Below are 24,583 nucleotides of genomic sequence, written 5' to 3'. Positions count from 1 at the left end.
CTATTCGTAATCGTCGTAGTGGCGCACGTCGGGACTGCTGAACTTGGTGAACTCGCTGTGGAACAGCAGCGGGACGTTGCCGGTCGAGCCGTGACGCTGCTTGGACACGATCAGCGTGGCCTTGTTGACCAGTTCGAGATGGCGCGCTTCCCATTCGGCATATTTCATCCGCACTTCTTCCGAGGAGGTTTCGTCGGGCGTGTCGGGCTTGAGCGCATTGTGGTAATATTCGGCGCGGAAGATGAACCACACCATGTCGGCGTCCTGCTCGATCGAGCCCGATTCGCGCAAATCGGACAGCTGCGGGCGCTTGTCCTCGCGCTGTTCGACCTGACGGCTGAGCTGCGACAGCGCGACCACCGGGACATGCAGTTCCTTGGCCAGCGTCTTGAGGCCCCGGCTGATCTCCGAAATCTCGTTCACACGGTTGTCGCTGGCGCGCCCCGAACCCTGCAGCAGCTGTAGATAGTCGACGATGACGAGCCCGATATTGTGCCGCCGCTTGAGCCGCCGCGCGCGGGTGCGCAGCGCACCGATAGTCAGCGCGGGCGTATCGTCGATATACAGCGGCAGGTCGGTCAGTTCCTGGCTCGCGAAGCTGAGGCGCTGGAATTCCTCGCGGCTAAGCTTGCCCGAACGTAGCTTCTCGCTCGAGATTTCGGCCTGTTCCGCGAGGATACGCGTGGCCAGCTGGTCGGCGCTCATTTCGAGGCTGAAGAAGGCGACGCCCGCGCCGGGCGACTTGTCGGGCTCGATCCCCGCTTTCTGATCGTCCATCAGCCGGCGCGCGGCATTGAAGGCGATATTGGTGGCGAGCGAGGTCTTGCCCATCGCCGGACGCCCGGCGAGAATCACGAGGTCCGAATTGTGCAGGCCGCTGGTCTTGTCGTTGATCGTGTCGAGACCGGTGGTCTTGCCCGAAAAGCGCCCGCCCGAATTCATCGCTGCCTGGACGACTTCCAGCGCGCCGAAGGCAGCCTTGCGGAAGGTCTGCGCTTCATTGCCCGAACTGGCACCCTCGGCCACGCGGTAGAGATCGGCTTCGGCCTGCTCGATCTTGCGCAGCGGCTCGACCTCGTCCGAAGTGTCGAGCGCGCCTTCGACGAGATTGCGCCCGACGCTGACCAGTTCGCGCAGCAGCGCAAGGTCGTAGATCTGTTCGGCCAGCTGGCGCGGGTGGAGCAGGCCCTGCCCGTCGGCGGTCAGCTGCGCGAGATAGGTCACCCCGCCCAATTGCTTGAGCGCTTCGTCGGCTTCGAAATAGGGCCGCAGCGTGACCGGCGTGGCGACCGAATTGCGATCGAGCAGCCGCAGGACGCGCTCGTAGATGCGCTGGTGCACCGGCTCGTGGAAATGCTCCGCCATCAGCGGCGTGGTCAGTTCCTCGATCACCTTGTTGTCGATCAGCACCGCGCCGAGGAACGCGGCTTCGGCTTCGAGGTTGGCGGGCAGCACGGGGCCCTTCGCCGGTTTCGTGGAAGTCGAATCGTCGGCGGGGACAAGAAGGTCGGTATCGGGCATCGCGCCCTGATGCGCTTCGCCGTGCATGGATGACAAGGAATTTGGGCAGCTAAATTTTTCGTGCGGGTTGTGGATAGTGGGGACACATCGCCAAGCCCTTGCCGCACCCTGCCTATCTCTGCGAAAGCAGCGCCCAGCCATGACCGATTCCGCAACCTCCCCGGGCGACCATCGCATCGCGCATATCGAGCTCGACGAGGAGACGATCATCTGGCGCAATGCCGATATCGAGCAGGAACGGCGGATCGCGATCTTCGACCTGATCGAGGAAAATACCTTCAAGCCGCTGCGCGCGGCCGAACGCGGCGCCGATGGACCCTATCGCCTCAAGCTCGCCGTGCGCGATGGGCGATTGCTGATGGAAATCGCCGACGAACAGCAGCAATTGCTCGAGGAATTGCTGCTTGGCCTGGCACGTTTCCGCCGCCCGATCCGCGAATATTTCGCGATCTGCGACAGCTATTACCAGGCCATCCGCAAGGCCACCCCGTCGGAGATCGAGACCATCGACATGGCCCGCCGCGGCGTCCACAATCAGGCCGCCGAATTGCTCATGGAGCGGCTCGAGGGGAAGATCGAAACCGATTTCGCCACCGCCCGCCGCCTGTTCACGCTGATCTGCGTGCTGCATATCAAGGGCTGAGGGGGGGCGCATGGCCAAACGCGGACGCAAACGGCGCACGGTTCGCCTGCCCCCGGTGCTGTCGCGCGCGGGCAAGACCGCCATGTTCCTGGTGCTCATCGCCCTGATCGGGGCGGCCTATGCCTGGCACGAAGGACGCGACTGGCGGCCGGACGAGGAGCTTTGGCCCGACCAGGGCGCGCTGGTAAGTGCGGGCGACGGCGCGGTCGATTTCGACACGCTGGCCGGGCTCGGTGCCCAGTTCGTCTATCTCGAGGCGAGCGACGGGGCCGCGCGCAAGGACGCCGGTTTCGGGCCGAACTTCGCCCGTGCGCGCAATGCCGGTCTGCAGGTCGGCGCGGCGCATCGCTTCGATCCCTGCGCCGTGGCCGATGGACAATCGGGCAATTTCGTCACCATGGTCCCGCGGGATGCCGAGCTGCTGCCGCCGGCGATCCTGCTCGAAACGACCGCTGACGATTGCCCGACGCGGGTATCGGACGCCGCGGTGCAGAGCGAACTGACGACGCTGGTCAACCAGATCGAGGCGCATGCGGGCAAACCCGCCATCCTGGCCCCGGTCGAGGATTTTGAGGCGGCCTATGCCCCGTCGCGCCGGTTCGACCGGCAATTGTGGCTGACGCGCAGCTGGTTCGAACCCGAATACGCCACGCGCCCCTGGCTGATGTGGACCGCCAATCGCTGGTACCAGACCGAAGCGGCGCAGGAGCCGTTACGCTGGGTCGTGGTCAGGCCCTGAGGATAGTGTGATGACCGATGAAGAGCTGATCGCCGCCGCCCGCACGGCTTCGCGCCATTCCTACTCGCCCTATTCGAACTTCGCGGTGGGCGCCGCCCTGCGCTTTGCCGACGGCAGCGTGGTGACCGGAACCAATATCGAGAATGCAAGCTATGGCCTCGCGCTGTGCGCCGAGGCGGTCGCGGTCTCGAAGGCGATGGCCGATGGCGTGCGCGGCGGGCTCGAATCGGTGGCGGTGACCGGGCCGGGGGCCGATCCCATCACCCCCTGCGGGCGCTGCAGGCAAGTGCTCAACGAGCTCGCACAGCTAGGCGGGACCGATCCCGAAGTGCTCTGCGTGGGGCCGGATAACGTCCGCAAGGTGCGCCTGTCCGACCTTTTGCCCGACGCTTTCGGACCCGCGAGTCTCGGATGATCGCGCGGCGTACCGCGCTGGGCCTGCTCGGCGGGCTGGCGGGTGCAGCGGTGACGCCGGGCCGACTGGCGGCAGCGCCTCCTCGCAAACCGCCGCGCCTGCGGCAGGGCGATACGGTGGGCCTCGTCGCCCCCGCGAGCGCCGTGACGCTGCCCGACGAACTCGACCGCGCGATCCACTGGATCCGCGGCATGGGGCTGGTCCCCAGGCTTGGCGCGCATGTTGCGGACCAGGAAGGCTATCTCGCGGGCAATGATGCGGACCGGGCGGCGGATATCGCGGCCATGTTCGCCGCGCCCGACGTCCGCGCGATCTTCGCGGTGCGCGGGGGCTGGGGCGGGGCACGCATCCTCCCGCTGCTCGACTGGGACACGATCCGCGCCAATCCCAAGCTGCTGATCGGCTACAGCGATACCAGCGCGCTGCATCTCGCGATCGCTGCACGTGCCGGGTTCCCGACGCTGCATGCTCCGAATGCCGCGAGCCGGTGGGACGCGGCGAGCTGGGACAGCCTGTGGCGCATCGCCTTTGCCGGGGGAACGCCGGTGCTCGGCGGCGGGAGGATCGAGGAAGCGACCGGCCGGCCCGCACGCACCCTCGTTCCCGGCACCGCGCGCGGGCGGTTGCTGGGCGGGAATCTGACGATCCTCTCGACCTTGATGGGAACGGGCTGGCTTCCCGACCTCGATGGCGCGATCCTGTTCCTCGAGGATATCAATGAAGAGCCCTACCGCGTCGACCGCATGCTTCAGCAAATGCGGCTGGCGGGGGTATTCGAACGCGTGGCGGGCGTGGTCTTCGGCCAATGCACCCGCTGCACGGTGCGCGATCCCGACTATATGGGGTTTACGCTCGACGATGTGCTCGACCGGCATCTGGGCGATCTGGGCAAGCCGGTGATCGCGGGCTTCAACACCGGCCATGTCCGCAACCAGCTGTGCCTGCCGGTCAATGTCCCCGTCGAACTGGACGCCGCTTCGCGGACGCTGCGGATGCTCGAACCGGCTGTTGCCTGAAGCCTGCCGATCGTGATCGCTTCCCTGGCGGTTTCGGGCTATGGCGGGAGGGTCAGGAGACACCCCCCATTATGAAATTCGTTGCCCTTGATTCGCGTGGCGGAAACTACCTCGTAGTTGCGTCCAACATCGCATGGCTGCGCGCGGCCGAAAACGGCCAGACCACCGTCGGCATCGTCGGCGGCCAGCCCCTGCTGGTCACCGGCACGATGGACGAGGTGTCGCGCAAGATCCTCGACGACTGAAGGCTGCGCTCAGCTGTCCTGCGTTTCGATCAGTTCGAGCAGTGACGCGAGGCAGTCGCGTGCGAGCATCTTGCAGCGTTCCGGGCTCCAGCCCTGCGCGGGCTCGGGATTGGCCTTGTTGTCCTTATAGGGCATTTCCAGCGTCATCGCGGTCGCGCCGAAGCGTTCGGCGACCTGGTTGGTGCTCATCGACAGATTGGCCCGGCCCGGTGCCGATTTGGTGTAACCCAGCTCGGTCTGGAAATCGGGGGTGCGGCGGTCGAGGATCGCTTCGTAGCGATAGTAGCGTTCGCCCTGTTCGTCGGTCCAGCTGGGGATGCCTTCGAACCCGGCAAGGAAGCTGACGGGGATCGCCTCGTCGCCGTGGACGTCCATGGCGAAATCGACGCCGGTCTTGTCCATGTGGTTGCGGATCGCGAGGACTTCGGGTGATTTTTCCGCGGTCGGGTTTTCCCATTCGCGGTTAAGGTTCGATCCCGCGGCGTTGACGCGCAGATTGCCGCGCTTCGAGCCATCGGGGTTGCAATTGGGCACCAGATGCAGGCGGCAGCGCTTGCGCAATTCGCGGCCCACGCTGTCGGCGGGATCGGTCAGCACTTCGAGCGCGCCTTCCATCCACCATTCGGCCTGCGTTTCGCCCGGATGCTGGCGCGCATAGAGCCACACGTTGAAGCGGCCTTCGCCCATCTCGAGGCAATCGAGCGGTTGCCCGTCGAGCGTCGTGCCCAGATGGACATGGTCGACGCCTTCGGACGACGCGGCCTCGGCGATGAGATCGTGATGGCGCTCCATCGAATAGGGCGCGAAATAGGCGAACCAGGCGATATCGCTGGCGGGCGTATAGCGGATCGTCAGCGTACCGCCGTCGGCATCCTTGTCATAGGACGAGACAGCGCGGCCCCAGTAATCGCGATCTTCGGATACGCAGGCGTCGTAATCGGGCCACCCGCCGGGGTAGGCGCTCTGCTCGAGGCCGGTAATCATCAGCACCAGTTCGCGTCCCGCAGCGCCTGCGACCCGGAAATGGAACCACTGTTTGAAATCGCTATTGGTGTCCTTCGGGATCGCCAGCTTCGCGCTGGCACCATCCACCGAAAGGACCTCGATATTGCCACTGTCGAAGGCAGAATCGATCCGGATATCGTTCACTCGGTAACCTCTACTTCTATCGTTTCGCCATTGTTGCCGGGGAACTCCCGGAACAGCGCTGAGGCGACCGTCTGGGCGTTCGCCTGGCCCCGCGCAAGGGGTGAATTCTCGGGCGGCTGGAAATCGGCGCGGCCTTCCCAGATGCTCTGCCCGGTGGCTTCGTCGCGGATGGTTACGGCAAGCTCGGTACCGAGCCGATCCTTCGCCCCGCCGCCCAGATTGATCCCGATCCCCACGCCGACGCCCGAGCCATAGCTGCCGGTCGATCCGCCCACACCCACGCTGACCGGGCTGCGCTTTCCGCCGCTGCCGATAACGTATTGCGACAGCGATACTTGCGCGATCTGGCGCGCGCCGCTGCGGTCGCTTTCGCTATACCCCAGCCGGCGCAATTCCTCGGCGACGGCAGCCTTGTAGGGGGCCAGCGCGAGGCTGTCGCCGCCGGTGCCCTGTGCGGTTTCGACGAAGATGCTGCCCTGGCCCAATTGCGCCGCCTGCTCAGGCGCAACGAAGCGGGTCACCTCGACCGGGCCGACCGGCGTGGTGCAGCCCGCGAGTGTCAGGGTGGCGGCGATGCCGAGGGCGAGGGGGAAGCGGTTCATCTCTGGCGATCCTTCTAACGTCGTAGCGGCCTGAATGCCTGCCCCTGCAACGCATGACGATGCAAATCCGCACCGGGGCGTTGGGCCGCAGATCTAGAAAGTTGCCGTTACCATTTGGTATGCTACGTCCGCTGGCCATGAGCGAGACGACGAAAGTGCCCGTGCTGGTAACCGGCGGGGCGGGCTATATCGGTAGCCATGCGGTCCTTGCGCTGCGCGATGCAGGCTGGCCGGTGGCGGTGATCGACAATCTGTCGACCGGCTTCGCCTTTGCGGTGCCTGAAGACGTGCCGCTCTACGAAGGCGACATATCCGATACCATCCTGCTCGAGCAGATTTTCGCCGAGCAGGGGATCGAGGCGATCATGCATTTCGCCGGTTCGATCATCGTCCCCGAATCGGTCGAAGATCCGCTCTCCTATTACGACAACAACACGGTGAAGAGCCGGGCGCTGATCGAGGCGGCGGTCGAGGGCGGGGTGCAGCATTTCATCTTCAGCTCGACCGCGGCGACCTATGGCACGCCCGCAAGCTCGCCGGTTTCCGAAGACAGTCCGCGGCAGCCGATCAACCCCTATGGCTGGTCGAAGCTGATGACCGAACAGATGCTCGCCGATTCGAGCGCGGCCTATGGCTTCAACTTCTGCGCGCTGCGCTATTTCAACGTCGCGGGAGCCGACCCGCAGGCGCGCACCGGCCAGTCGACTGCCGGCGCGACGCATCTGATCAAGGTCGCCTGCGAGGCCGCAACCGGCAAGCGCGACAGCGTGGCGGTATTCGGGACCGATTACGACACCCCCGACGGCACCGGCGTGCGCGACTATATCCATGTCAGCGATCTTGCGGCCGCGCATCTGCTGGCGCTCGAGGCGCTGATCGAACAGCCCGAGCGCTCGCTCACGATGAATTGCGGCTACGGGCGGGGGTTTTCGGTGCTCGAAGTGCTCGACGCGGTGGACCGCGTAACCAACCAGACGATCGAACGGCGGCTCGAAGCGCGCCGCGCGGGCGATCCGGCAGAGCTAGTCTCGGACCCCTCGCGCATCCGCGAAACGCTGCCGTGGCAGCCCAAACATGCCGATCTGTCGCAGATCATCACCCATGCGCTGCAATGGGAGCGCAAGCTGTCCGATCTGCGCGGCGAGTGACCCGCTTCCGGCTGGTCGCTCGAATATGTCGTTTCGTCGTTCTGCATTGCCGCGGGAATGGCGGCTCGTCTAAGGGGCGCGCTTGCATATGACCTTGCCCACCTTCCCCGATGGCACGCTCGACGGCGACCGGCACTTCTATGCCGTGCGCGTCTATTACGAAGACACCGATCTTTCGGGGATCACCTATCACGCCAATTACCTGCGCTGGTTCGAACGCGCGCGCAGCGATCTGCTGCGCCAGCTCGAGATCGACCAGCGTTCGGCGATCGAGGCAGGAGTGGGCGCCTATGCGGTGTCGGAGGTCAATCTGAAGTACCTTCGCCCCGCCAAGCTCGACGACGATGTGCTGATCGAAACCCGCTGCACCGAACTGCGCGCGGCGTCGTGCCGGATGCACCAGCTTGCGTTCAGGTTGGCGGGTCAAGAGCGCGAACTTCTGGCCGAGGCACATTTGCGCGTCGGCTTCGTTTCACCCGAAGGCCGGCCCAAGCGGCAGCCGGAGGAATGGCGCGCGGCCTTCGCGCGTTTTGCCGATCAAGGGAACCCATGAGCTCGCTTACACTCCTCGCCGCTGCGGCACCGACCCGGCTCGATCCGATCCGCCTGTTCCTCGACGCCGATATCGTCGTCCAGCTGGTCATGGCGGGCCTGCTTCTGGCCAGCATCTGGGTGTGGATGATCATCGTCAGTTTCAGCCTGCGGATGCGCAAGCTGCGCAGCCGGACGATCGCTTATGAAGGCGAGTTCTGGGAAGCCGACAGCTTCGACCGGCTGACGTCCGAGCGCGGCAACAAGGACATTCCCGCCGCGCGCGTCGCGCAGGCGGCGGTGGCGGAATACCGCCGTTCGACCAAGAACCCGGTCCGCGATCCCGAGGCCCTGCGCGGACGCATTGCGACTGCCATGGACAGCCAGATCGCACTGGAAGCCGATGACATTGCCGAACGGCTGAACTTTCTCGCCACTGTCGGGTCGGTTGCGCCCTTTGTGGGGCTGTTCGGTACCGTGTGGGGGATCATGAACAGCTTCTTCCAGATCGGTGCGCAGGAAAGCTCCTCGCTCGCCGTGGTCGCGCCCGGTATCTCCGAAGCGCTGTTCGCTACCGCCATCGGCCTCTTCGCGGCCATCCCCGCCGTGATCGCCTACAACCGCTTCAGCCACCGCGTCGATCGCTACGAGGCGCGCCTCCAGCGGTTTGCCGACAAGCTGAATGCGACTTTCAGCCGCCAGCTGGAAACGCGCTGATGGCGATGGGTCTGGCCTCAGCGCGGGGGACCCGGCGCGGGCGTGGCGGGCATCGCCGGCCGATGTCCGAAATCAACGTCACGCCCTTCGTCGATGTCATGCTGGTGCTGCTGATCATTTTCATGGTCACCGCGCCGTTGCTGACCGCGGGTGTGCCGATCGACCTGCCCGACAGCCGCGCTGCGCAATTGTCCAACGAGCAGCAGCAAGTGACCATCAGCATCGACCAGGCGGGGTATGTCTATATCGATGACACCGAGGTTCCGCTCGGCGGCCTGCCGCAGGCGCTCGAAAGCCTGCCGCGCATGGGCGGGGACGGGCCGGATATCACGCTGCGTGCCGACCGTGCCCTCGACTATGGCCGGGTGATGGCGGTGATGGGCGAATTGAACCGCGCCGGGCTCAATCGTATCTCGCTGATCACCAACAGCGCCGCCCCGGCGGCGGTCAACAACCGTTCATCGGACGAATCGTAGCGGCGAGCCATGGAGAGGACAGGCATCAGCGCAGAGGAGCGGACCGGACTGGCGGTCGCGGTCGTGCTGCACCTTGCGCTGTTCGCGATGCTGATCGTGCAGGGCCTGTTCCCCGCCCCCGTGATCGACCCGCCGCAGCGGATGACGGTAAGCCTCGCCGAGGACGTCGGGATGGAAGCCACCGCACCCGATCCGGTCACCGAAAGCCGCGCTTCGACCGCGCCGACGCTCGACATCAATCCAGCGCCTGCGCCTGCGCAGGACCAGCCCGCGCCGCCGCAGATTACACGGCCGACACCGCCGCAGGTCCAATCTCCCGTTCCCTCGCCCAATGCCCGTGCCGATACCAGCCCGCGGCGGCGCCCCGATCCGCCGCGCACGCAGAGCCCGGCACAGCGTAGCGAAGCGCAGCCACAGCGCAGCCAGAGCCAGCCGCAAAGCAGCCAGCGCAGTGGCGGTTCGCGCCTGAGCGACAATTTCCTCGAAGGTTCTGGAAGCAGCACGACGACCGATGAAACGCGCGTACCCGCATCGCAGATCGGTGCCAGTGCCAAAGCATCGCTGTTCCAGGCCGTCGCCCGTCAATTGCGTCCGCATTGGCGCCCGGTGGACGGCGCGGATCGCGAGAAGCTGGTGTCGAGGATCCGTTTCCGGCTCAATCCGGACGGGACACTGGCCGGGGCGCCGAGCCTGGTCGGCCAGCGCGGCGAAACCGAAGCCAATCGCGCGCAGGCGCCGCGCCATGCGGAAAATGCTATCAGGGCGGTCCAACTCGCCGCCCCTTTCGACCTCCCGCCCGAATATTACGAGGCGTGGAAGACCGTAACCGTTGATTTCGACTGGAACCTGTCCCGATGAAGCAATCAGCCCTGTTCGTCCTATCGCTCCTGATCGCAGCGCCGCTCGCAGCGCAGAACCAGGACCTTGGCCAGCCGGTTCTCGAAGGCGGCGAGGTGGAAACCATCGACGAGGGCGAAGGCCTTTCGGGAACGGTCAGCTTCGATGGCAATCTCGACGATCTCGGCATCGCCATCCCCGGTTTCGCCACCGATCGCGATGTCGCGACACCGGCGAGTTCATCGGGCACTGCGGCGCTCGGCAAGGAGCTGGCGCGCGTCATCACCGCCGATTTGCGCAACAACGGCCTGTTCAAGCCGACCGGCCCCGACGCGTTGCCGCAGCCGAGCTTTGGCGAGATCACCGCCCCCAACTGGTCGACATGGTCCAACCGGGGCGCGGAAATGCTGGTCCATGGCTATGTCCGCGGGCGCAGCGACGATCGCCTGACGGTCGGTTGCTATCTCTACGACATGGCGCTGCAGCAGGAACTGGTCCGCGAAGGCTGGGTGGTCCCGCCGGCCGACTGGCGCCGCGCCGCGCACAAATGCGCCGACCTGATCTATGCGCGCCTGACCGGCGAAAGCCCGTTCTTCGACAGCCGCATCGCTTATATCGCCGAAACCGGCCCCAAGGATAACCGCACCAAGCGGCTGGCGATCATGGATAGCGACGGGGCGAACCACCGCTTCATCACCACTGGCCGCTCGACCGCGCTGACGCCACGCTATTCGCCCGACTACAAGCAGCTCGTCTATCTCAGCTATGTCGACGGCAATCCGCGGATTTATGTCTATGACATCGGTACCGGGCGCCAGACGCTGGTGACGGAAAGCAGCAATCCCACCTTTGCGCCGCGTTGGAGCCCCGACGGACGCTGGATCCTCTATTCGATGGCGGTCGGCGGCAATACCGACATCTACCGCGTTGCCGCGCGGGGCGGGGAAAGCCAGCGGCTGACCGATACGCCGGGGATCGACATCGGCGGGTCCTATTCGCCCGACGGCAGCCAGATCGTGTTCGAAAGCGACCGGTCGGGCAGCCAGCAGATCTACATCATGAATGCCGATGGCACCGGCCAGCGCCGCCTGTCCTTCTTCGGCGGACGCGCGGCAACGCCAGAATGGAGCCCGCGCGGCGACCAGATCGCCTTCACGCACATCGCGGGCAATTTCAACGTCTCGGTGATGAGCCCCAATGGCCGCAACCTGCGCTCGCTGACCAATGGCTGGCAGGACGAGGCCCCGACATGGGCGCCCAACGGCCGCATCATCCAGTTCTTCCGCACCGAGCGAAACAGCGGTAAGACATCGCTGTGGCAGGTCGATCTGACCGGCGACAATCTGCGCCGCCTGCCAACCCCGGTCGATGCGTCGGACCCCGCCTGGGGACCGATCCTGCCGTAACTGCATTGAACTACAACAGGGACCGAATTCGGGGGGCAAAACCGATTTCACCACGCTGTTTAAAAGGGGACAGCCTATGAATACCCGTGTTGCTACCGGCCTGATGCTTGCATCGACCATCGCGCTTGCAGCCTGCCAGAAGAAGGCGCCTGAGGAACTGCCGCCGCCGCCGACCGAAACGCCTGCCCCGGCCCCCGCGCCGAGCGGTCCGTCGGTCGGTTCGCAGCAGCATTTCGTCAATGCCGTCGGGCAGGAAAATACGGTCGTCTATTTCGATACCGACCGCTTCAATATTGACGCCGAAGACCAGACAAAGCTGCAGCGCCAGGCGCAGTATTTCAGCCAGTATGCGCAGGTGACCTTCACCATCGAAGGGCACTGCGACGAACGCGGGACGCGCGACTACAACCTCGCGCTGGGTGAACGCCGGGCCAATGCGGCGAAGAACTACCTCGTCTCGATCGGCATTCCGGCAAACCGTATCCGAACGGTGAGCTATGGCAAGGAACGCCCGGTTGCGCTGGGTTCGAACGAATCGGCGTGGGCGCAGAACCGCCGCGCGGCGACGATCACCATCAGCTGATCAAATGGAAAGGGCTCCCGGATCCCGGGAGCCCTTTCAAGCCTGCAATGTGCGGGCGATGCCTATTGCGCGGCGGTAAGGCTCACCAGCGGCGCCTGGGCGGCCATCTGGTCGGGAGTGTCCGCATGGAGCCCGCCCCGGCCGGCGATCAGCACGAAGACCGCCATCGCGAGGATCGCGGCGGTTGCGGACAGGCACAGCTGTTTGCTCATGGTCGATTTCATCGGTCGGCTTCCTAGGGCGAAAATATTAAGCATTGCTTGCAGTGCAACATTTCAATTTGAAACTGGTTCCTGAGCGCTTGCACCTTTCGCCTATCCTCCTAGATTGACGCCATGCTTACCCGAAAAATGATTGTCCCGGCGCATGGCTAAGCCGCGCCGTTCCAACGACTGGGGCTTCCCGCGCTGGCGGGGCTATGGCTCGTCGCGTGAGGCGACGACCGTGCGCCTGTGCGATCGGCACGGCTGCGAAGAACCGGGGGCATGCCCCGCGCCCAAGGCCCCGAACAGTCCCGAACGCTGGATGTTCTGTCAGAAGCACGCGGCCGAATACAATCAGAAGTGGGACTATTTCGAAGGCCTCGACAAGGCCGAGAAGGAAGCCCGCACCACTGCCGAACGCAGCGAGAATGCGGGCTATGCCGAAGCCCAGCATTATGGCTGGAGCGGGAGCGGCGACGGATCGCGCAGCGCCGACGAAATGCGCGCGCTCGACGTGCTCGAACTTGAATCGGACGCCGAATTCGTCGCGATCAAGAAGGCCTGGCGCGACAAGGCGAAGACCGTCCATCCCGACGTCAAACCGGGCGACAAGGAAGCCGCGGCCGAATTCCAGAAGCTGCAGCTGGCCTATGAAGTGCTCAAGGCGGCCGAAGAACGCCGCGAGTGGAAGGGCTAGCCGCCAAGGCGGCTATTTCGATTTGGTATCGATCGCCGGAATTGGATTGTCGTTCCACCACGGGGCATCAGTAAACGGTCGGACATCCACTTCGTGGGTCCAGCAATTGCGCGGCTGGTGCGCGAGGTGCCAATAGGTTTCGGCAAGCGCGCTCGGATCGATCACACCGTCTTCGCCTTTCGCGGCCTTATAGGCCTCGAACCTGTCGCCGAGCAGCTTGCCGAGCGTATCGGGTGCATCGACCGATCCATCGACCACGACATGCGCGATATGCACACCCTGCGGGGCGAATTCGGCATTGAGCGTCTGGCACAGCATGCGGCGTCCGCCCATCGCGGCGGCGTGGCTGTGTTGGCCGGCATTGCCGCGTACGGCGGCGGTGGCCGACGTGACGAGGATGGTGCCGCTCCCGCGCGCGACCATCAGCGGGGTCACCGCATGCGCCAGCCGGAACAGGCCGAAACAGCCCAGCCGCCAGCCCAGTTCGAAGGTCCGATGCGGGGTGTCGCCAAGCGTGCGGTTCCCGATCTGCGCGCCGAGGTTGTAGAGCACGGTGTGGATCGGCCCGATCTCGCGCTCGACGCGGTCGACCAGTTCCTCGATCGAGCCATCCGCCGCCGCGTCGAGCAAAGTGCCCGTGGCCTTGCCGCCGTCTTCCTCGATCGCGTCGACCAGCCTGGCCAGCCCCGCGTCGTCGGAACGCCGCGCCAGCACCGCGTGGTAGCCCCCGCGGGAGAAGCGCGCGGCCGCATGGCCGCCGATCCCCGCGCCCGCGCCGATTACCAGGAATACCCTCTCCGTCATGCTCGCCTCCCTACAGCCGGGCGACGATAGCCGCTGCCAGCCTGTGGCCCAAGTCCGGTCCCTGCTCGGGGTAGAGATAAGGCTCGATCAGTTCCGCTTCCATCACCGCCAGTTCGCCTGCTGGCAGCCGCACCATGTCGATACGCGCATAGAGCAGGTCGTCGAGCGGCAGCGCGGCGACGATGGCCTCGGCCTTCGCGCGGTCCTGCGGCTCGGGTGCATAATCGCGCTCGTAACCGCCATAGAGCGACTGGATGCGATAGTCGTCCGCGCCCGCGCGCTTGAGCACACCGTGGCTGAAAGCGCCGTCGATGAAAACGAATGTGTACTCGCCTTCCGCGACCACGCTCGGCAGGAAGGGCTGGATCATGCAGGGGCGGCCCATTGTCCAACCGGGATCGGGCAGCGCGTCGCGGGTGAAGCTGTGCTGGCCCAATCCGCCCGCGCCAACCTGGCGTTTGACCACGACACGGTCGGCGGCGAATTGATCCATCGCCGCAAGCACATCGTTCGGGCCCGCATCGTCAAGCCAGAGCGTCGGTACGGTCGTTGCCCCGCGTTCGGCCAGGTCGCGCAGATAGCGCTTGTCCGCATTCCAGCGGACCACCTCGGGCGGATTGCAGACTGCCACTCCCTTCGCGGCAAGCGCCTGGAGCCGGGCGAGGAACGCCTCGGGATAATCCTGATAGTCCCACGCAGTGCCCAGCAGGACCAGCGCGATGTCGCCGAATGCATCCAGCGAAGCGCGCCAGTCGATCTCGACCAGCTCCAGTCCCGCCGCCTCGAACGCGGGCCGCAGCGCGGCGACCTCGAGATCGTGCTCGAACGCGTCTCCCCGGCGAGGACCCTCGCCGGGGAGCGTTTCGGGACAGGCGAGGAAGCCGATCCGGGTCAGACCGCCTCCAGTGCCTGCGTGAAGTCGGCGATCAGATCGTCGGGGTCCTCGATGCCGATGCTGATACGCACGAGGTTGTCCGAGATGCCCAGCTCGGCGCGCCGGCCTTCGGCAACCGAGAGATGCGTCATCGAGGCCGGGTGGCTCGCCAGCGTCTCGGTCCCGCCGAGGCTGACCGCCAGCTTGGCGATCTTGAGGCTGTCGAGGAAGCGGAAGCATTCGGCCTCGCCGCCCTTGAGCAGCAGCGAGAAGGTACTGCCCGCGCCCTTGCAGTGGCGATCGTAAATGTCCTGCTGGCGCGCATCCTTGATCATGCCGAGATAGCCGAGGCCTTTGACCTTAGGATGCTGGGCGAGGAAGTCGCAGACCTTGGCGGCGTTCTCGCCCGCGCGGTTCATCCGCAATTCGACCGTCTCAAGGCTGCGCATCAGCATCCACGCGGTGTTCGGATCGCAGATACCTCCCATGGTGTTGCGCAGCATACGAACCGGATCCATCCATTTCTTCGCCCCGGCAATGCTGCCCGCGACGAGGTCCGAATGGCCGCCGACATATTTGGTCAGCGAATAGACGACGATATCCGCGCCCTGGTCGAGCGGGCGCTGCCACAGCGGGCCGAGGAAGGTGTTGTCGATCGCGATCGGGCAATCGAGCTGCGCCGCATCGACCGAGGTGCGGACCGCTTCAATGTCGACCAGCGCATTGGTCGGGTTACCCGGGCTTTCGAGATAGACCATGCAGACCTTGCCGCCCTGCTCGTCGGCCTGCGCCTGCGCCTTCTCGATCACGGCGTCGATCTCCTCGCGCGTGGCACCGGCGGGGAAGTCGACATAGGTCACGCCGAACTTGGCGAGCACCTTGGCGACGAAGCCCTCGGAGGCGGCATAAAGCGGCCCCGAGTGGACGATCACGTCGTTCTGGCTGGCATAGGCGAGCATCAGCACGCAGATCGCGGTCATCCCGCTGGAGAAGCTGAGCGCGTCTTCGGCGCCGTCCCACACCGAGAGGCGATCTTCGAGGATTTCCTGGTTGGGGGCATTGAAGCGCGAATAGACGAGACCGTCCGCGCCGCCGGGGCGCTTGCCGGTGATGCCTTCGAAATGGCGCTTGCCGTCGGCGGCGCTGGGGAAGGCGAAGGTCGAGGTGAGGAAGATCGGCGGCTTGAGGCTGCCTTCGGACAGCACCGGGTCATAGCCATATCCCATCATCAGCGTGCTGGGCTTGAGTTCGCGCCCGTCGATCTTGGTGACTTCGGGCTTGGGCGCCATACGCGGCGAGGTCGGGTCGATATCGTGGTCGCTCATCGGCGAACCTCCTTCCTGATCAACGCTCCCAGGAAGGCGGGAGCCAAGTCGGATGGGCCGGGGCGCCCGTTCCTAACCTCCGCAGGAACGCTTCTCCACCGGCCGCCACTATTGGGCATTCCATATGGTGGACCGAAGTTGGTTTCAACTGCGACGATCCCCACAGGATGGAACGCATGGAACACGGCCCGATGCAGAAACGCGCGGTCCGCCAATAAGTCATGGCAAAAGGGGCGGAAATGCGATGCACCGGGCATGCGGCGGGCTCTAGCGCGCAGGGGCCAAGGCAGGAAATTCTCGCAAGCCCGCGCCGCGCGTCATCGCGCTAGACCAGCGCTGCCATGCCCCACACCACGGCGACGATCATGAATATGCCGGCGATGTCGAGCAGCAGCCCGGCCTTGACCATGCGGTCGATGCGGATGTGCCCGGTCGACCAGGCGATCGCATTGGGACCGGTGCCAGCGGGCAGCATGAACCCCCAACTCGCCGCAAGCGCGGCGGGCATGGCAAGCAGGATCGGATCGACGCCCAGCGCCACCACCAGCGCGGCGATTACCGGGATGATCCCGGTGGCGGTGGCGACATTGCTGGCAAACTCGGTGATCAGCACCACCATGGCGACCACGGCAAGCGCGACGAATACGAGCGGAAAGGCCTCGAGCGGGAGCAGCGCATAGCCCAGCCAGTCGGCCAGCCCACTTGCGCTCATGCCCGCCGCCAGCGCCAGCCCGCCGCCGAACATCATGATGACGCCCCACGGCGCGCGGTTGGCCTCTTCCCACACCAGCAGCGGCCGTCCGGTGCCATCGGGCAGCAGGAACAGCGCCAGGCTGGCAATGATGGCGATCGTGCCATCGGTCCACGATCCTTGCGGCAGGTAGGGTCCCAGCACCAGCCGCGTCATCCAGGCGGCAAAGGTCAGCGCGACGACGATCATCAGCCGCCGTTCCGCGGACCCCATCGGCTGTTCATTGGCCACCGCGGCGCGTGCCGCGGCGACATCGAAGGGGTGCGCCGAAACACGCTGGACCCGCGCCACGAGGAAAGCCGCCAGCGGGACGCCGAGCAGCACGATCGGCAGGCCGTAGAACGACCATTCGGCAAAGCTGATCTGCGTACCGATCATCGTGTCCAGGAGCCCCACCGAAATCGCATTGGTCGGCGATCCGACCAGCGTGCCGAGCCCGCCGATGCTGGCCGCAAACGCGATCCCCATGGGCAAGGCGCCCGCCAGCCCGTCGCGGTCCCCGGCCAGCACCCCGCCGCCCGCCAGGACGGCGACGGCCATGGGCATCATGATCAGCGTGGTGGAGGTGTTCGAAATCAGCATCGACAGGATCGCGGCGGCGATCATGAAGGCCAGCAGCAGGCCGGCCTGTCCGCCGCGCCCGCCAAGCAGGCTGAGGATCCCCAGCGCAAGGCGCCGGTGAAGGCCGGTGCGTTCGATCGCCAGCGCGATGAAGCCGCCGCCCAGCAGCAGGAACAGGATGTCGGAATAATAGGCGCTGGCGGTTTCCTTGGCGCTCATCACCCCGGCAAAGGGCAGCACGACGAACGGCATCAGCGCGGTCGCGGTCAGCGGCAGCGCCTCGGTCATCCACCAGGCGGCCATCAGCACCACCAGCCCGGCGACGATGAATGCCTCGCGCTGCATACCCGCGGGCGTGGGCAGGAAAATGCTGGCCAATAGCGCCGCAGCGCCCACCAGCAATCCGATATGTCTGGCCGCCATGTGCTGCGATCCCCCCTTGGCGCGAACTGCTAACAGCGGCGCGCGGGCGGGGCAACGCGCCAGGCGCATGGATGCCCGATACGAAAAGGGCGGCCCCGAAGCGCCGCCCTTTCGCAATGCAGTGTGGCGTGCGCCTTACTTGGGCGCGAGCACCATGATCATCTGACGCCCTTCGAGGCGCGGGAAGGCTTCGACCTTGGCGATTTCCTCGACATCGTCGCGGACGCGGTTGAGGAGATCCATGCCGAGCTGCTGGTGCGCCATTTCGCGGCCGCGGAACCGCAGCGTGCACTTCACCTTGTCGCCGTTCTCGAGGAACTTGACGACATTGCGCATCTTCACCTCGTAATCGTGGGTGTCGATGTTCGGGCGCATCTTGACCTCTTTGATTTCCTGGGTCTTCTGCGTCTTGCGGGCGAGGTTGGCTTTTTTCTGCGCCTCGTAGCGGTGCTTGCCGACATCGAGGAACTTGCACACCGGCGGGTCCGCATTGGGGGACACTTCGACGAGGTTGAGACCAAGTTCATTGGCCTGCTCGACCGCTTCGCGGGTGAACATAACGCCGATGTTTTCGCCTTCGTGGTCGATCACGCGGACTTTCGGCACATTGATCATGTTATCGTAGCGCGGGCCGCTTTTCACGGGCATTTGCATGCTGCGCCGGGGTGGACGGGCTATGGGGCACTCTCCTTTGGTGGCCGTATTCGGAACTGGTTGCGGTAATTGGAAAGCCAGCATGTAGGCATTGTTCCGGGGATTCGGAAGTGTGTTATGCGAATGGGGCGCATATTTGCGCGCTGTTGTTGCCCTCAGGCAGCGCGGTTCCACAGGTTGAAGCGCGCCAGCTGGCCCTTTGCCGGGACCACCGCATCGATCCGCTGCGCTGGCTGGAGCGCATTCAGGATCGCCGGATCGGCGGCATCCATCCCCCCGGTAAAGGCGCCGAAGGCGGGCAGGATCATGCGTCCGCCCGGCTTGCCGCCGGGGCCATCGTTCGCGCTGACCACCGCGCAGGGGCGGCGGATATGGCGCTGGCGCACCTTGAGCTGGAGGCGGGGGTGGTAGTGGCCCGACAGTTCCGGGCGGATTTCGCCGGCCTTCGCGCGGTGGCGCAGGATCAGCCCGCCGAGCTCGAGTTCTTCCGCCAGCGTGCCGCCGCAGCGGGCCTCCATTTCAGGATCGTGATTGCCGGTGATCCAGACCCAGTCGACCGTGCGGGTCAGCGCGTGGAGCATCCCTGCAGCGTGCTCTTCGAGCCGGGTCGATCCGGCCGAATCGTGGAAATTGTCGCCCAGCGTTATGACCCGCCGCGCGCCCGTTTCGCGGATCGCCAGCGCCACGCGTTCCAGCGTTTCGCGGCTGTCATAGGGCGGGATCAGCTGCCCGTGGCGTGCGAAGAAACTGCCTTTTTCCAGATGCAGGTCGGCCACCAGCAGCGCGCGTTCGCGCGGCCAGTACAGCGCGCGGCCTTCGGTGAGGAGCCATTCCTCGCCTGCGAACGAAAGGGGAACCATGGCTCGCTATTGCCGTAGCGAAGTGGGGATGGCAAGGCTTTTGCCATGACCGACTGGACCCAGCAGACCGAGACCGCCCGCACCTGGTTCGAAAGCCTGCGCGACCGCATCTGCGCCGAATTCGAAGCCATCGAGCGCGAAGCGGGCAGCGATGCCGGCTTCCAGTACGACAGCTGGAACCGCGAAGAGGAAGGCAATGCCGATCCCGGCGGCGGGACGCGCGGCTTGATGAAGGGCAAGGTGTTCGAAAAGGTCGGCGTCAACGTCTCGACCGTGCGCGGCAATTTCGCGAAGGAATTCGCCGCCACGATCAATGGCGCCAGCGCGGACAGCCCGGGCTTTACTGCCACCGGCATCAGCCTGGTTGCGCATATGGCCAATCCGCATGTGCCCGCTGTGCATATGAACACGCGGTTCCTGACCACCGGCAAGGCGTGGTTTGGCGGCGGGGCCGATCTCAATCCGCCGATCCCCTATGCCGAGGACACGGACGAATTCCACGCCTGTTTCCGCGCGGCCTGCGCGGCACACAACCCGACCTATTACGAACGCTTCAAGAAATGGGCCGACGACTATTTCTACATCCCCCATCGCGGCGTGCACCGCGGCGTGGGCGGGATCTTCTATGACCACCTCGAATGCGAGGATCCCGCTGTCGACGAAGGCGCCGCGTTCGACCGCAATCTCGCTTTCACCAAGGACGTGGGCGAGGCTTTCCTCGACATCTTCCCGCGGCTGGTGCGCCGCCGGATGGACAGCGCGTTCACGGCGCAGGACAAGCAGACCCAGCTCGAATGGCGCGGGCGCTATGCCGAGTTCAACCTCGTCTACGACCGCGGCACGCTGTTCGGCCTCAAGACCGGCGGCAATATCGACGCGATCCTGATGAGCCTGCCGCCCGAGGCGGTCTGGAGCTGATCACTCCTCCGGCGCGTAGACCCGGACCCAGTCGACCAGCATCTCGACCTCGCCCCGCTCGACCGCGTCGACGGTTTCCTGCGGGATGCCGACATAGGGCTCCTGGATGCCATTGGTCTTGACCGGATACGCACCGCCCATGGCGAAGTTGAGGATCAGATATTTGGCATTGTCGAACCGCCAATCGCCGTAATGTTCGACCATCGGCCTAGTGGCCCGATACAGCACATGCCCGTCGACCATGAAATCGACCTGGCGGTCGGTCCATTCGACCGAATAGGTGTGCCAGCCCGTCACATCGAGCCCTTCGGGGAAGAAGAACTTGTTCACGATCGGGGTCTCGCCCGAATAGCCCGGGCCGTGCAGTGCGACCCCGATCCAGTCCTTCTCGCCGACATATTCCATGATGTCGATTTCGCCCGTGTCGGGCCATTGGCCGTTGCCGAGCAGCCAGAAGGCGGGCCAGACGCCGACATTGTCCGGCAGTTTGATGCGCGCTTCGGCGCGGCCATGGGTGAAGTCGAACTTGCCCTGGCTTTCGAGCCGGCCCGATACGAAGGGCGCGTCACGGTCCTTGTTGGGATCAGTGCCCGGCGTGAACAAGGGCCGCAGCACCAGCACGCCGCCATCGGCACCCGCTACACCATCGCGAAAGGCGATGGTCGAAGGGTCGTCGATATAGGCCTGCTGCTCGTTGTTCACCCAGAAGTCGGTCCCGATCACGATCCATTTGTCGCGGTCGAGCGTGCCGGTATCGAATTCGTCGGCGAACAGCAGCTCGCGCTCGGGCGTCATGGCCTGCGCGAGTGCCTCCCCGGTGTCGGTGGCCTGTGCCGGGACAGCGCAGCCCAGCGCAAGGGCGCAGCCAAGGCCAAGCATCGAAAAGCGGTTCATAGGATCCTCTCCGAATCGTTGATAACGTTACCATTGCGCATTGGAGCGCGTTTCGGAAGTCCGTGGATAGGTATTCGCTCTGCGGGCTGGAAAGGTTTGGCGGGATCGTTGATATAGCGCGGCGAATTTCCGATCTGTCGCCGTTCCGGTGCGCCCATCATGCAAGAGAGAACCCAATGCGCAGCCATGTCTTCAGCCTCGCCATCCTGCTTGCCATGACCGCCTGCGCGGGTGTGCCGGGCGAACCGGTCGGATCGACCGCGCCTTCCGCAGCGATGGTCGCGCCGATCCTGACCTCGCCCGAAGCGGTCGATACGCTGACCCATGCGCTGCCGCAGATCGCGCGGGTGACGCATGTCGCGCTCGATCTCGACCTCGATTTCGACGCCAAGCGTGTCGGCGGGACGGCCGAACTGAGCGTGCTGGCCGCGCCGGGGGCCGAGGAAATCGTGCTCGACACCAACGGGCTCGAGATCGCGCAGGTCACCGACGGGCAGGGCCGCGCGCTGTCTCATGCGGTAGGCGAAACGGTGGCCGAAGGCGGCAAGGGCGCGCCGCTGACGATCCGCCTCGACGGCGCGGAGACGCTGCGCATCGCCTATCGCGCGCCCGCCGACGCCAACGCGCTGCAATGGCTCAGCCCCGAACAGACCAAGGGCGGGGAGCATCCCTTCCTCTTCAGCCAGGGGCAGGCGATCCTCAACCGCAGCTGGATCCCGACGCAGGACAGCCCCGGCATCCGCCAGACATGGGAAGCGCGCATCACCGCACCCGAGCCGCTCGATGTGGTGATGAGCGGCGTGCGCCAGGGTGAGCCTGAGGATCTCGGCAACGGCCGCCGTGCCTTCACCTTCGTAATGGACAAGCCGGTGCCGCCCTATCTCATCGCGATCGCGGCGGGCGATATCGATTTCCGCGCGATCGGTCCGCGCACCGGCGTCTGGGCTGAACCCGCCACGCTCGACCGGGCATGGCGCGAAGTGAACGACACCGAGGAAATGGTCGTCGCGGCCGAGGAACTCTACGGCGAATACCGCTGGGGCCGCTACGACATGATCGTGCTGCCACCAGCCTTCCCTTATGGCGGGATGGAAAACCCCGTCATGACCTTCCTCACCCCGACCTTCATCGCGGGCGACCGATCGAACAACGGGCTCGTCGCGCACGAACTGGCACATAGCTGGTCGGGCAATCTCGTCACCAATGCGGTGTGGGGTGACAGCTGGCTCAACGAGGGCGTGACCACCTATTTCGAGAACCGCATCGTCGAGGCGGTCTATGGCAAGCAGCGCGCCGAGCAGGAAGCCGCGCTGATGTTCGCCAATATCCAGGAAACGCTGGCCGAGGTCGGCGAGGATGCCCCCGGCACCGCCCTGAGCACCGATGGTGGCTACCAGCTCGGCAGCGCGATTGCCTATGACAAGGGCGCGTTCTTCCTGCGCACGGTCGAAAGCGTGGTCGGCCGCGAGCGTTTCGACGCCTGGCTGCGCCAGTGGTTCGACAACCATGCCTTCCAGCCCGCCACCAGCGAGCTGTTCCTCGCGGATATGATGGAAAACCTGGTGCGGGGCGAGGCCGAGGCCGACCGGCTGCAACTCCGCGAATGGATCTTCGAGCCGGGCCTGCCCGCGAATGTGGCCAAGCCCGACCCGGCGGCATTCGCTGCGGTCGATGCCGCGGTGTCGGCCTATGCCGCCGAGGGCACGATCCCGGCGGGCTATGCGCAGTGGAGCAGCGCCGAGCGCCAGCGTTTCCTCGACAATATCCCCAAGCAGCGTACTGCCGGGCAACTCGCCGCGCTCGAGGGCGCGCTGGGCCTGTCGGGCACGGGCAATAACGAGGAGCTGTTCCTGTGGCTCGAACTGGCGCTCGCCAACCGCTACGAACCCGCGGTGCCGCAGGCGGAGGAATTCCTCGCCGAGGTCGGCCGCGCGAAATTCGTGCGCCCGCTGTTCCAGGTGCTGTGGGACCAGGACGAATGGGGCCGGCCGATCGCGCAGCGCATCTATGCCGAGACCCGCGATAGCTACCACGCGGTAACGCGCGGCGGGGTCGACCGCATTCTCGGGACCGAGGGCTAGGTCACACCATATCGGCGGGGCGGACGAGGCGGTCGAAGGTCGGCTCGTCCACCAGCCCCAGCTCGAGGCCCGCCTGCTTGAGCGTCTGGCCGGTCTGGTGTGCATGCTTGGCAATCTTGGCGGCATTGTCGTAGCCGATCTCGGGCGCCAATGCCGTCACCAGCATCAAGGACCGTTCGACCAGCGCGGCGATCTGTTCAGTGTTCGCCTCGATCCCCTCGACGCAGCGGGCGGCAAAACCTTCCATCCCGATTGCGAGCAATTCGACCGAGCGGATCACGTTCGACCCGATCAGCGGCATGAACACGTTGAGCTCGAAATGGCCCTGCATTCCGCCCACCGTCACTGCCTGGTGATTGCCGATCACCTGGCCCGCGACCATCGTCAGCATCTCGCACTGGGTCGGGTTGACCTTGCCCGGCATGATCGAGCTGCCCGGTTCGTTCGCGGGTAGCGACAGTTCGCCAAGGCCCGAGCGCGGACCCGATGCGAGGAAGCGGATATCGTTGGCGATCTTGTTGAGCGCCACTGCGAGCGTGTTGAGCGCGCCCGAGAAGGACACCAGCCCGTCCTTCGCAGCGAGCTGTTCGAAGGTGTTGGGCGCAGGCTCGAAGGCGAAGTCGGTGATGTCGCTGATCGCGCGAGCCATATCCGCGGCCCAGCCATCGGGCGCATTGAGCCCGGTGCCGACCGCGGTGCCGCCGATCGCGAGCTTGCGGATGTCATTCTCCAATGCGCTTTCGATCCGCACCCGGCAGCTTGTCAGCTGCGCGACATAGCCGGAAAATTCCTGCCCCAGCGTCAGCGGGGTGGCGTCCTGCGTATGCGTGCGGCCGATCTTGACGATATCGGCAAAGGCCCGCGCCTTGGCATCGAGCGCTGCCACCAGCCGGTCGAGCGCGGGCAGCAGCGCATCGCGCGATGCCAGCGCGGCGGCGACATGCAGCGCGGTGGGGAAGCTGTCGTTCGAGCTTTGCGAGCGGTTCACATGGTCGTTGGGATGGACCGGCTCCTTGCCGCCGCGCGTGCCCGCCAGCGCTTCATTGGCAATCCCGGCGATCACTTCATTGACGTTCATATTGGTCTGCGTACCGCTGCCGGTCTGGAAGATGGTCAGCGGGAACTGGTCGTCATATTCGCCTGCCCGGATCGCGCTGGCGGCACTCTCGATCGCCTCGGCGAGCGGTGCCTCCAGTCCATGCTGGCGGTTGATCCGCGCCGCGGCCTGCTTGACCGCCGCCTGCGCGTGGACGATCTGGATCGGCATGCGCTGGTGCGCGGGGAAGGGGAAATTGGTCAGGCTGCGCTGCGTCTGTGCGCCCCAATAGGCGTCGGCAGGGACTTCGATGGGGCCGATGGAATCGGTTTCGGTGCGCGTCTGGGTCATGGCCTGTCTCTCTCCGAATGATGTGATGCACAGGTAGGATCGCTGCACGGCGCATGCCACCCGCAGCGGCCCTGCGTGAAGATTCCATCTGTTCAGGCGGGTGAAGCGCACCTATCTCGAAGA

General features: G+C 65.4%; 27 protein-coding genes. 15 read left to right on the top strand and 12 right to left on the bottom strand.

Features of this window, described 5'->3' with window-relative positions:
* A complete protein-coding gene (locus tag V6B15_RS11220) occupies positions 1-1,521 on the bottom strand; it encodes a replicative DNA helicase (protein WP_253519943.1) in 1,521 nt (506 codons plus the stop codon).
* Positions 1,522-1,660: 139 nt separating this feature from the next.
* Here V6B15_RS11220 and V6B15_RS11215 point away from each other — a divergent pair, with 139 nt between their 5' ends.
* From V6B15_RS11215 to V6B15_RS11195, 5 genes are all read left to right on the top strand, one after another.
* Complete coding sequence (locus V6B15_RS11215; protein WP_320180985.1) at positions 1,661-2,164, top strand: UPF0262 family protein; 504 nt, start codon at positions 1,661-1,663, stop codon at positions 2,162-2,164.
* Positions 2,165-2,174: 10 nt separating this feature from the next.
* Complete coding sequence (locus V6B15_RS11210) at positions 2,175-2,903, top strand: glycoside hydrolase family 25 protein (protein WP_320180984.1); 729 nt, start codon at positions 2,175-2,177, stop codon at positions 2,901-2,903.
* Between the two features lie 10 nt (positions 2,904-2,913).
* Positions 2,914-3,318, top strand: coding sequence for a cytidine deaminase (locus V6B15_RS11205; RefSeq protein ID WP_334201207.1), 405 nt, complete (start codon positions 2,914-2,916; stop codon positions 3,316-3,318).
* Complete coding sequence (locus tag V6B15_RS11200; RefSeq protein ID WP_334201206.1) at positions 3,315-4,334, top strand: S66 peptidase family protein; 1,020 nt, start codon at positions 3,315-3,317, stop codon at positions 4,332-4,334. The genes V6B15_RS11205 and V6B15_RS11200 overlap by 4 nt, the downstream gene beginning before the upstream one ends.
* 71 nt (positions 4,335-4,405) lie before the next feature.
* Positions 4,406-4,579, top strand: a complete 174-nt coding sequence (locus V6B15_RS11195; RefSeq protein ID WP_253519927.1) for a hypothetical protein — start codon at positions 4,406-4,408, stop codon at positions 4,577-4,579.
* 9 nt (positions 4,580-4,588) lie between these two features.
* On the opposite strand, the gene V6B15_RS11190 is transcribed toward V6B15_RS11195, so the two are convergent.
* The gene (locus V6B15_RS11190) at positions 4,589-5,728 is read right to left on the bottom strand and encodes a M14 family metallopeptidase (protein ID WP_334201205.1); all 1,140 of its coding nucleotides are present in this window, start codon (positions 5,726-5,728) and stop codon (positions 4,589-4,591) included.
* Positions 5,725-6,330, bottom strand: coding sequence for a DUF4136 domain-containing protein (locus V6B15_RS11185; RefSeq protein ID WP_334201204.1), 606 nt, complete (start codon positions 6,328-6,330; stop codon positions 5,725-5,727). The genes V6B15_RS11190 and V6B15_RS11185 overlap by 4 nt, the downstream gene beginning before the upstream one ends.
* 137 nt (positions 6,331-6,467) lie before the next feature.
* On the opposite strand from V6B15_RS11185, the gene galE reads away from it, so the two are divergent.
* The 7 genes from galE to pal all read left to right on the top strand — a co-directional run bounded on the left by galE (position 6,468) and on the right by pal (position 12,028).
* Complete coding sequence (galE, locus tag V6B15_RS11180; protein WP_253519917.1) at positions 6,468-7,478, top strand: UDP-glucose 4-epimerase GalE; 1,011 nt, start codon at positions 6,468-6,470, stop codon at positions 7,476-7,478.
* A gap of 88 nt (positions 7,479-7,566) precedes the next feature.
* Positions 7,567-8,031 carry an acyl-CoA thioesterase gene (locus V6B15_RS11175; RefSeq protein ID WP_334201203.1) on the top strand — a complete coding sequence of 155 codons (465 nt, stop codon included), beginning with the start codon at positions 7,567-7,569 and terminating at the stop codon, positions 8,029-8,031.
* Positions 8,028-8,726, top strand: a complete 699-nt coding sequence (gene tolQ, locus V6B15_RS11170; RefSeq protein ID WP_253519911.1) for a protein TolQ — start codon at positions 8,028-8,030, stop codon at positions 8,724-8,726. Before V6B15_RS11175 ends, tolQ begins: the two co-directional genes overlap by 4 nt.
* A complete protein-coding gene (locus V6B15_RS11165) occupies positions 8,726-9,202 on the top strand; it encodes an ExbD/TolR family protein (RefSeq protein WP_253519908.1) in 477 nt (158 codons plus the stop codon). Before tolQ ends, V6B15_RS11165 begins: the two co-directional genes overlap by 1 nt.
* Positions 9,203-9,211: 9 nt before the next feature.
* A complete protein-coding gene (locus V6B15_RS11160; RefSeq protein WP_334201202.1) occupies positions 9,212-10,060 on the top strand; it encodes an energy transducer TonB in 849 nt (282 codons plus the stop codon).
* Positions 10,057-11,445, top strand: a complete 1,389-nt coding sequence (tolB, locus tag V6B15_RS11155; RefSeq protein ID WP_253519902.1) for a Tol-Pal system beta propeller repeat protein TolB — start codon at positions 10,057-10,059, stop codon at positions 11,443-11,445. Before V6B15_RS11160 ends, tolB begins: the two co-directional genes overlap by 4 nt.
* A 76-nt stretch (positions 11,446-11,521) precedes the next feature.
* A complete protein-coding gene (gene pal, locus V6B15_RS11150; protein WP_253519897.1) occupies positions 11,522-12,028 on the top strand; it encodes a peptidoglycan-associated lipoprotein Pal in 507 nt (168 codons plus the stop codon).
* 62 nt (positions 12,029-12,090) lie between these two features.
* On the opposite strand, the gene V6B15_RS11145 is transcribed toward pal, so the two are convergent.
* The gene (locus V6B15_RS11145; RefSeq protein ID WP_334201201.1) at positions 12,091-12,252 is read right to left on the bottom strand and encodes a hypothetical protein; all 162 of its coding nucleotides are present in this window, start codon (positions 12,250-12,252) and stop codon (positions 12,091-12,093) included.
* 142 nt (positions 12,253-12,394) lie between these two features.
* On the opposite strand from V6B15_RS11145, the gene V6B15_RS11140 reads away from it, so the two are divergent.
* A complete protein-coding gene (locus tag V6B15_RS11140; protein WP_253519891.1) occupies positions 12,395-12,928 on the top strand; it encodes a J domain-containing protein in 534 nt (177 codons plus the stop codon).
* 12 nt (positions 12,929-12,940) lie between these two features.
* Here the strand turns inward: V6B15_RS11140 and V6B15_RS11135 are convergent, their stop codons facing one another.
* From V6B15_RS11135 to pdeM, 6 genes are all read right to left on the bottom strand, one after another.
* On the bottom strand, positions 12,941-13,732 hold the full coding sequence (locus V6B15_RS11135) for an SDR family NAD(P)-dependent oxidoreductase (protein ID WP_334201200.1): 792 nt from the start codon (positions 13,730-13,732) through the stop codon (positions 12,941-12,943).
* 10 nt (positions 13,733-13,742) lie between these two features.
* Positions 13,743-14,363 carry an ATP-grasp domain-containing protein gene (locus tag V6B15_RS11130; RefSeq protein WP_334201199.1) on the bottom strand — a complete coding sequence of 207 codons (621 nt, stop codon included), beginning with the start codon at positions 14,361-14,363 and terminating at the stop codon, positions 13,743-13,745.
* 260 nt (positions 14,364-14,623) lie between these two features.
* Complete coding sequence (locus tag V6B15_RS11125; RefSeq protein ID WP_334201198.1) at positions 14,624-15,931, bottom strand: cystathionine gamma-synthase family protein; 1,308 nt, start codon at positions 15,929-15,931, stop codon at positions 14,624-14,626.
* Positions 15,932-16,256: 325 nt separating this feature from the next.
* A complete protein-coding gene (locus tag V6B15_RS11120) occupies positions 16,257-17,666 on the bottom strand; it encodes an SLC13 family permease (protein ID WP_334201197.1) in 1,410 nt (469 codons plus the stop codon).
* 135 nt (positions 17,667-17,801) lie between these two features.
* Positions 17,802-18,320 (bottom strand): translation initiation factor IF-3, encoded by a 519-nt coding sequence (infC, locus tag V6B15_RS11115; protein ID WP_082835772.1) that lies wholly within the window; start codon positions 18,318-18,320, stop codon positions 17,802-17,804.
* Positions 18,321-18,475: 155 nt separating this feature from the next.
* Complete coding sequence (pdeM, locus tag V6B15_RS11110; RefSeq protein WP_334201196.1) at positions 18,476-19,180, bottom strand: ligase-associated DNA damage response endonuclease PdeM; 705 nt, start codon at positions 19,178-19,180, stop codon at positions 18,476-18,478.
* Positions 19,181-19,225: 45 nt separating this feature from the next.
* On the opposite strand from pdeM, the gene hemF reads away from it, so the two are divergent.
* Positions 19,226-20,098: an oxygen-dependent coproporphyrinogen oxidase gene (gene hemF, locus V6B15_RS11105; RefSeq protein WP_063535018.1), complete on the top strand. Its 873-nt coding sequence runs from the start codon at positions 19,226-19,228 to the stop codon at positions 20,096-20,098.
* Here hemF and V6B15_RS11100 read toward each other — a convergent pair whose 3' ends face one another.
* Entirely contained in the window at positions 20,099-20,992 is an 894-nt protein-coding gene (locus V6B15_RS11100) for a glycoside hydrolase family 16 protein (protein WP_334201195.1), read from the bottom strand.
* Between the two features lie 176 nt (positions 20,993-21,168).
* Between V6B15_RS11100 and V6B15_RS11095 the strand changes: the two genes are divergently transcribed.
* Positions 21,169-23,073, top strand: coding sequence for a M1 family metallopeptidase (locus V6B15_RS11095; protein WP_334201194.1), 1,905 nt, complete (start codon positions 21,169-21,171; stop codon positions 23,071-23,073).
* A 1-nt stretch (position 23,074) separates the two neighbouring features.
* Here V6B15_RS11095 and fumC read toward each other — a convergent pair whose 3' ends face one another.
* Positions 23,075-24,460 carry a class II fumarate hydratase gene (fumC, locus tag V6B15_RS11090; RefSeq protein ID WP_334201193.1) on the bottom strand — a complete coding sequence of 462 codons (1,386 nt, stop codon included), beginning with the start codon at positions 24,458-24,460 and terminating at the stop codon, positions 23,075-23,077.
* Positions 24,461-24,583 lie beyond the last annotated feature (123 nt).

The sequence above is a fragment of the Qipengyuania sp. Mu-71 genome, from assembly GCF_036867055.1.
GTDB classification, from domain to species: Bacteria; Pseudomonadota; Alphaproteobacteria; order Sphingomonadales; family Sphingomonadaceae; genus Qipengyuania; species Qipengyuania profunda.
This window is presented reverse-complemented; position numbering and strand designations above follow the sequence as displayed.

What these genes read in the sequence shown, in the direction of transcription:
- V6B15_RS11220 (WP_253519943.1), bottom strand. Translation starts at nt 1,521, where the DNA reads ATGCCCGATACCGACCTTCTTGTCCCCGCCGACGATTCGACTTCCACG.
- V6B15_RS11215 (WP_320180985.1), top strand. Translation starts at nt 1,661, where the DNA reads ATGACCGATTCCGCAACCTCCCCGGGCGACCATCGCATCGCGCATATC.
- V6B15_RS11210 (WP_320180984.1), top strand. Translation starts at nt 2,175, where the DNA reads ATGGCCAAACGCGGACGCAAACGGCGCACGGTTCGCCTGCCCCCGGTG.
- V6B15_RS11205 (WP_334201207.1), top strand. Translation starts at nt 2,914, where the DNA reads ATGACCGATGAAGAGCTGATCGCCGCCGCCCGCACGGCTTCGCGCCAT.
- V6B15_RS11200 (WP_334201206.1), top strand. Translation starts at nt 3,315, where the DNA reads ATGATCGCGCGGCGTACCGCGCTGGGCCTGCTCGGCGGGCTGGCGGGT.
- V6B15_RS11195 (WP_253519927.1), top strand. Translation starts at nt 4,406, where the DNA reads ATGAAATTCGTTGCCCTTGATTCGCGTGGCGGAAACTACCTCGTAGTT.
- V6B15_RS11185 (WP_334201204.1), bottom strand. Translation starts at nt 6,330, where the DNA reads ATGAACCGCTTCCCCCTCGCCCTCGGCATCGCCGCCACCCTGACACTC.
- galE (WP_253519917.1), top strand. Translation starts at nt 6,468, where the DNA reads ATGAGCGAGACGACGAAAGTGCCCGTGCTGGTAACCGGCGGGGCGGGC.
- V6B15_RS11175 (WP_334201203.1), top strand. Translation starts at nt 7,567, where the DNA reads ATGACCTTGCCCACCTTCCCCGATGGCACGCTCGACGGCGACCGGCAC.
- tolQ (WP_253519911.1), top strand. Translation starts at nt 8,028, where the DNA reads ATGAGCTCGCTTACACTCCTCGCCGCTGCGGCACCGACCCGGCTCGAT.
- V6B15_RS11165 (WP_253519908.1), top strand. Translation starts at nt 8,726, where the DNA reads ATGGCGATGGGTCTGGCCTCAGCGCGGGGGACCCGGCGCGGGCGTGGC.
- V6B15_RS11160 (WP_334201202.1), top strand. Translation starts at nt 9,212, where the DNA reads ATGGAGAGGACAGGCATCAGCGCAGAGGAGCGGACCGGACTGGCGGTC.
- tolB (WP_253519902.1), top strand. Translation starts at nt 10,057, where the DNA reads ATGAAGCAATCAGCCCTGTTCGTCCTATCGCTCCTGATCGCAGCGCCG.
- pal (WP_253519897.1), top strand. Translation starts at nt 11,522, where the DNA reads ATGAATACCCGTGTTGCTACCGGCCTGATGCTTGCATCGACCATCGCG.
- V6B15_RS11145 (WP_334201201.1), bottom strand. Translation starts at nt 12,252, where the DNA reads ATGAAATCGACCATGAGCAAACAGCTGTGCCTGTCCGCAACCGCCGCG.
- V6B15_RS11140 (WP_253519891.1), top strand. Translation starts at nt 12,395, where the DNA reads ATGGCTAAGCCGCGCCGTTCCAACGACTGGGGCTTCCCGCGCTGGCGG.
- V6B15_RS11135 (WP_334201200.1), bottom strand. Translation starts at nt 13,732, where the DNA reads ATGACGGAGAGGGTATTCCTGGTAATCGGCGCGGGCGCGGGGATCGGC.
- V6B15_RS11125 (WP_334201198.1), bottom strand. Translation starts at nt 15,931, where the DNA reads ATGAGCGACCACGATATCGACCCGACCTCGCCGCGTATGGCGCCCAAG.
- V6B15_RS11120 (WP_334201197.1), bottom strand. Translation starts at nt 17,666, where the DNA reads ATGGCGGCCAGACATATCGGATTGCTGGTGGGCGCTGCGGCGCTATTG.
- infC (WP_082835772.1), bottom strand. Translation starts at nt 18,320, where the DNA reads ATGCAAATGCCCGTGAAAAGCGGCCCGCGCTACGATAACATGATCAAT.
- pdeM (WP_334201196.1), bottom strand. Translation starts at nt 19,180, where the DNA reads ATGGTTCCCCTTTCGTTCGCAGGCGAGGAATGGCTCCTCACCGAAGGC.
- hemF (WP_063535018.1), top strand. Translation starts at nt 19,226, where the DNA reads ATGACCGACTGGACCCAGCAGACCGAGACCGCCCGCACCTGGTTCGAA.
- V6B15_RS11100 (WP_334201195.1), bottom strand. Translation starts at nt 20,992, where the DNA reads ATGAACCGCTTTTCGATGCTTGGCCTTGGCTGCGCCCTTGCGCTGGGC.
- V6B15_RS11095 (WP_334201194.1), top strand. Translation starts at nt 21,169, where the DNA reads ATGCGCAGCCATGTCTTCAGCCTCGCCATCCTGCTTGCCATGACCGCC.
- fumC (WP_334201193.1), bottom strand. Translation starts at nt 24,460, where the DNA reads ATGACCCAGACGCGCACCGAAACCGATTCCATCGGCCCCATCGAAGTC.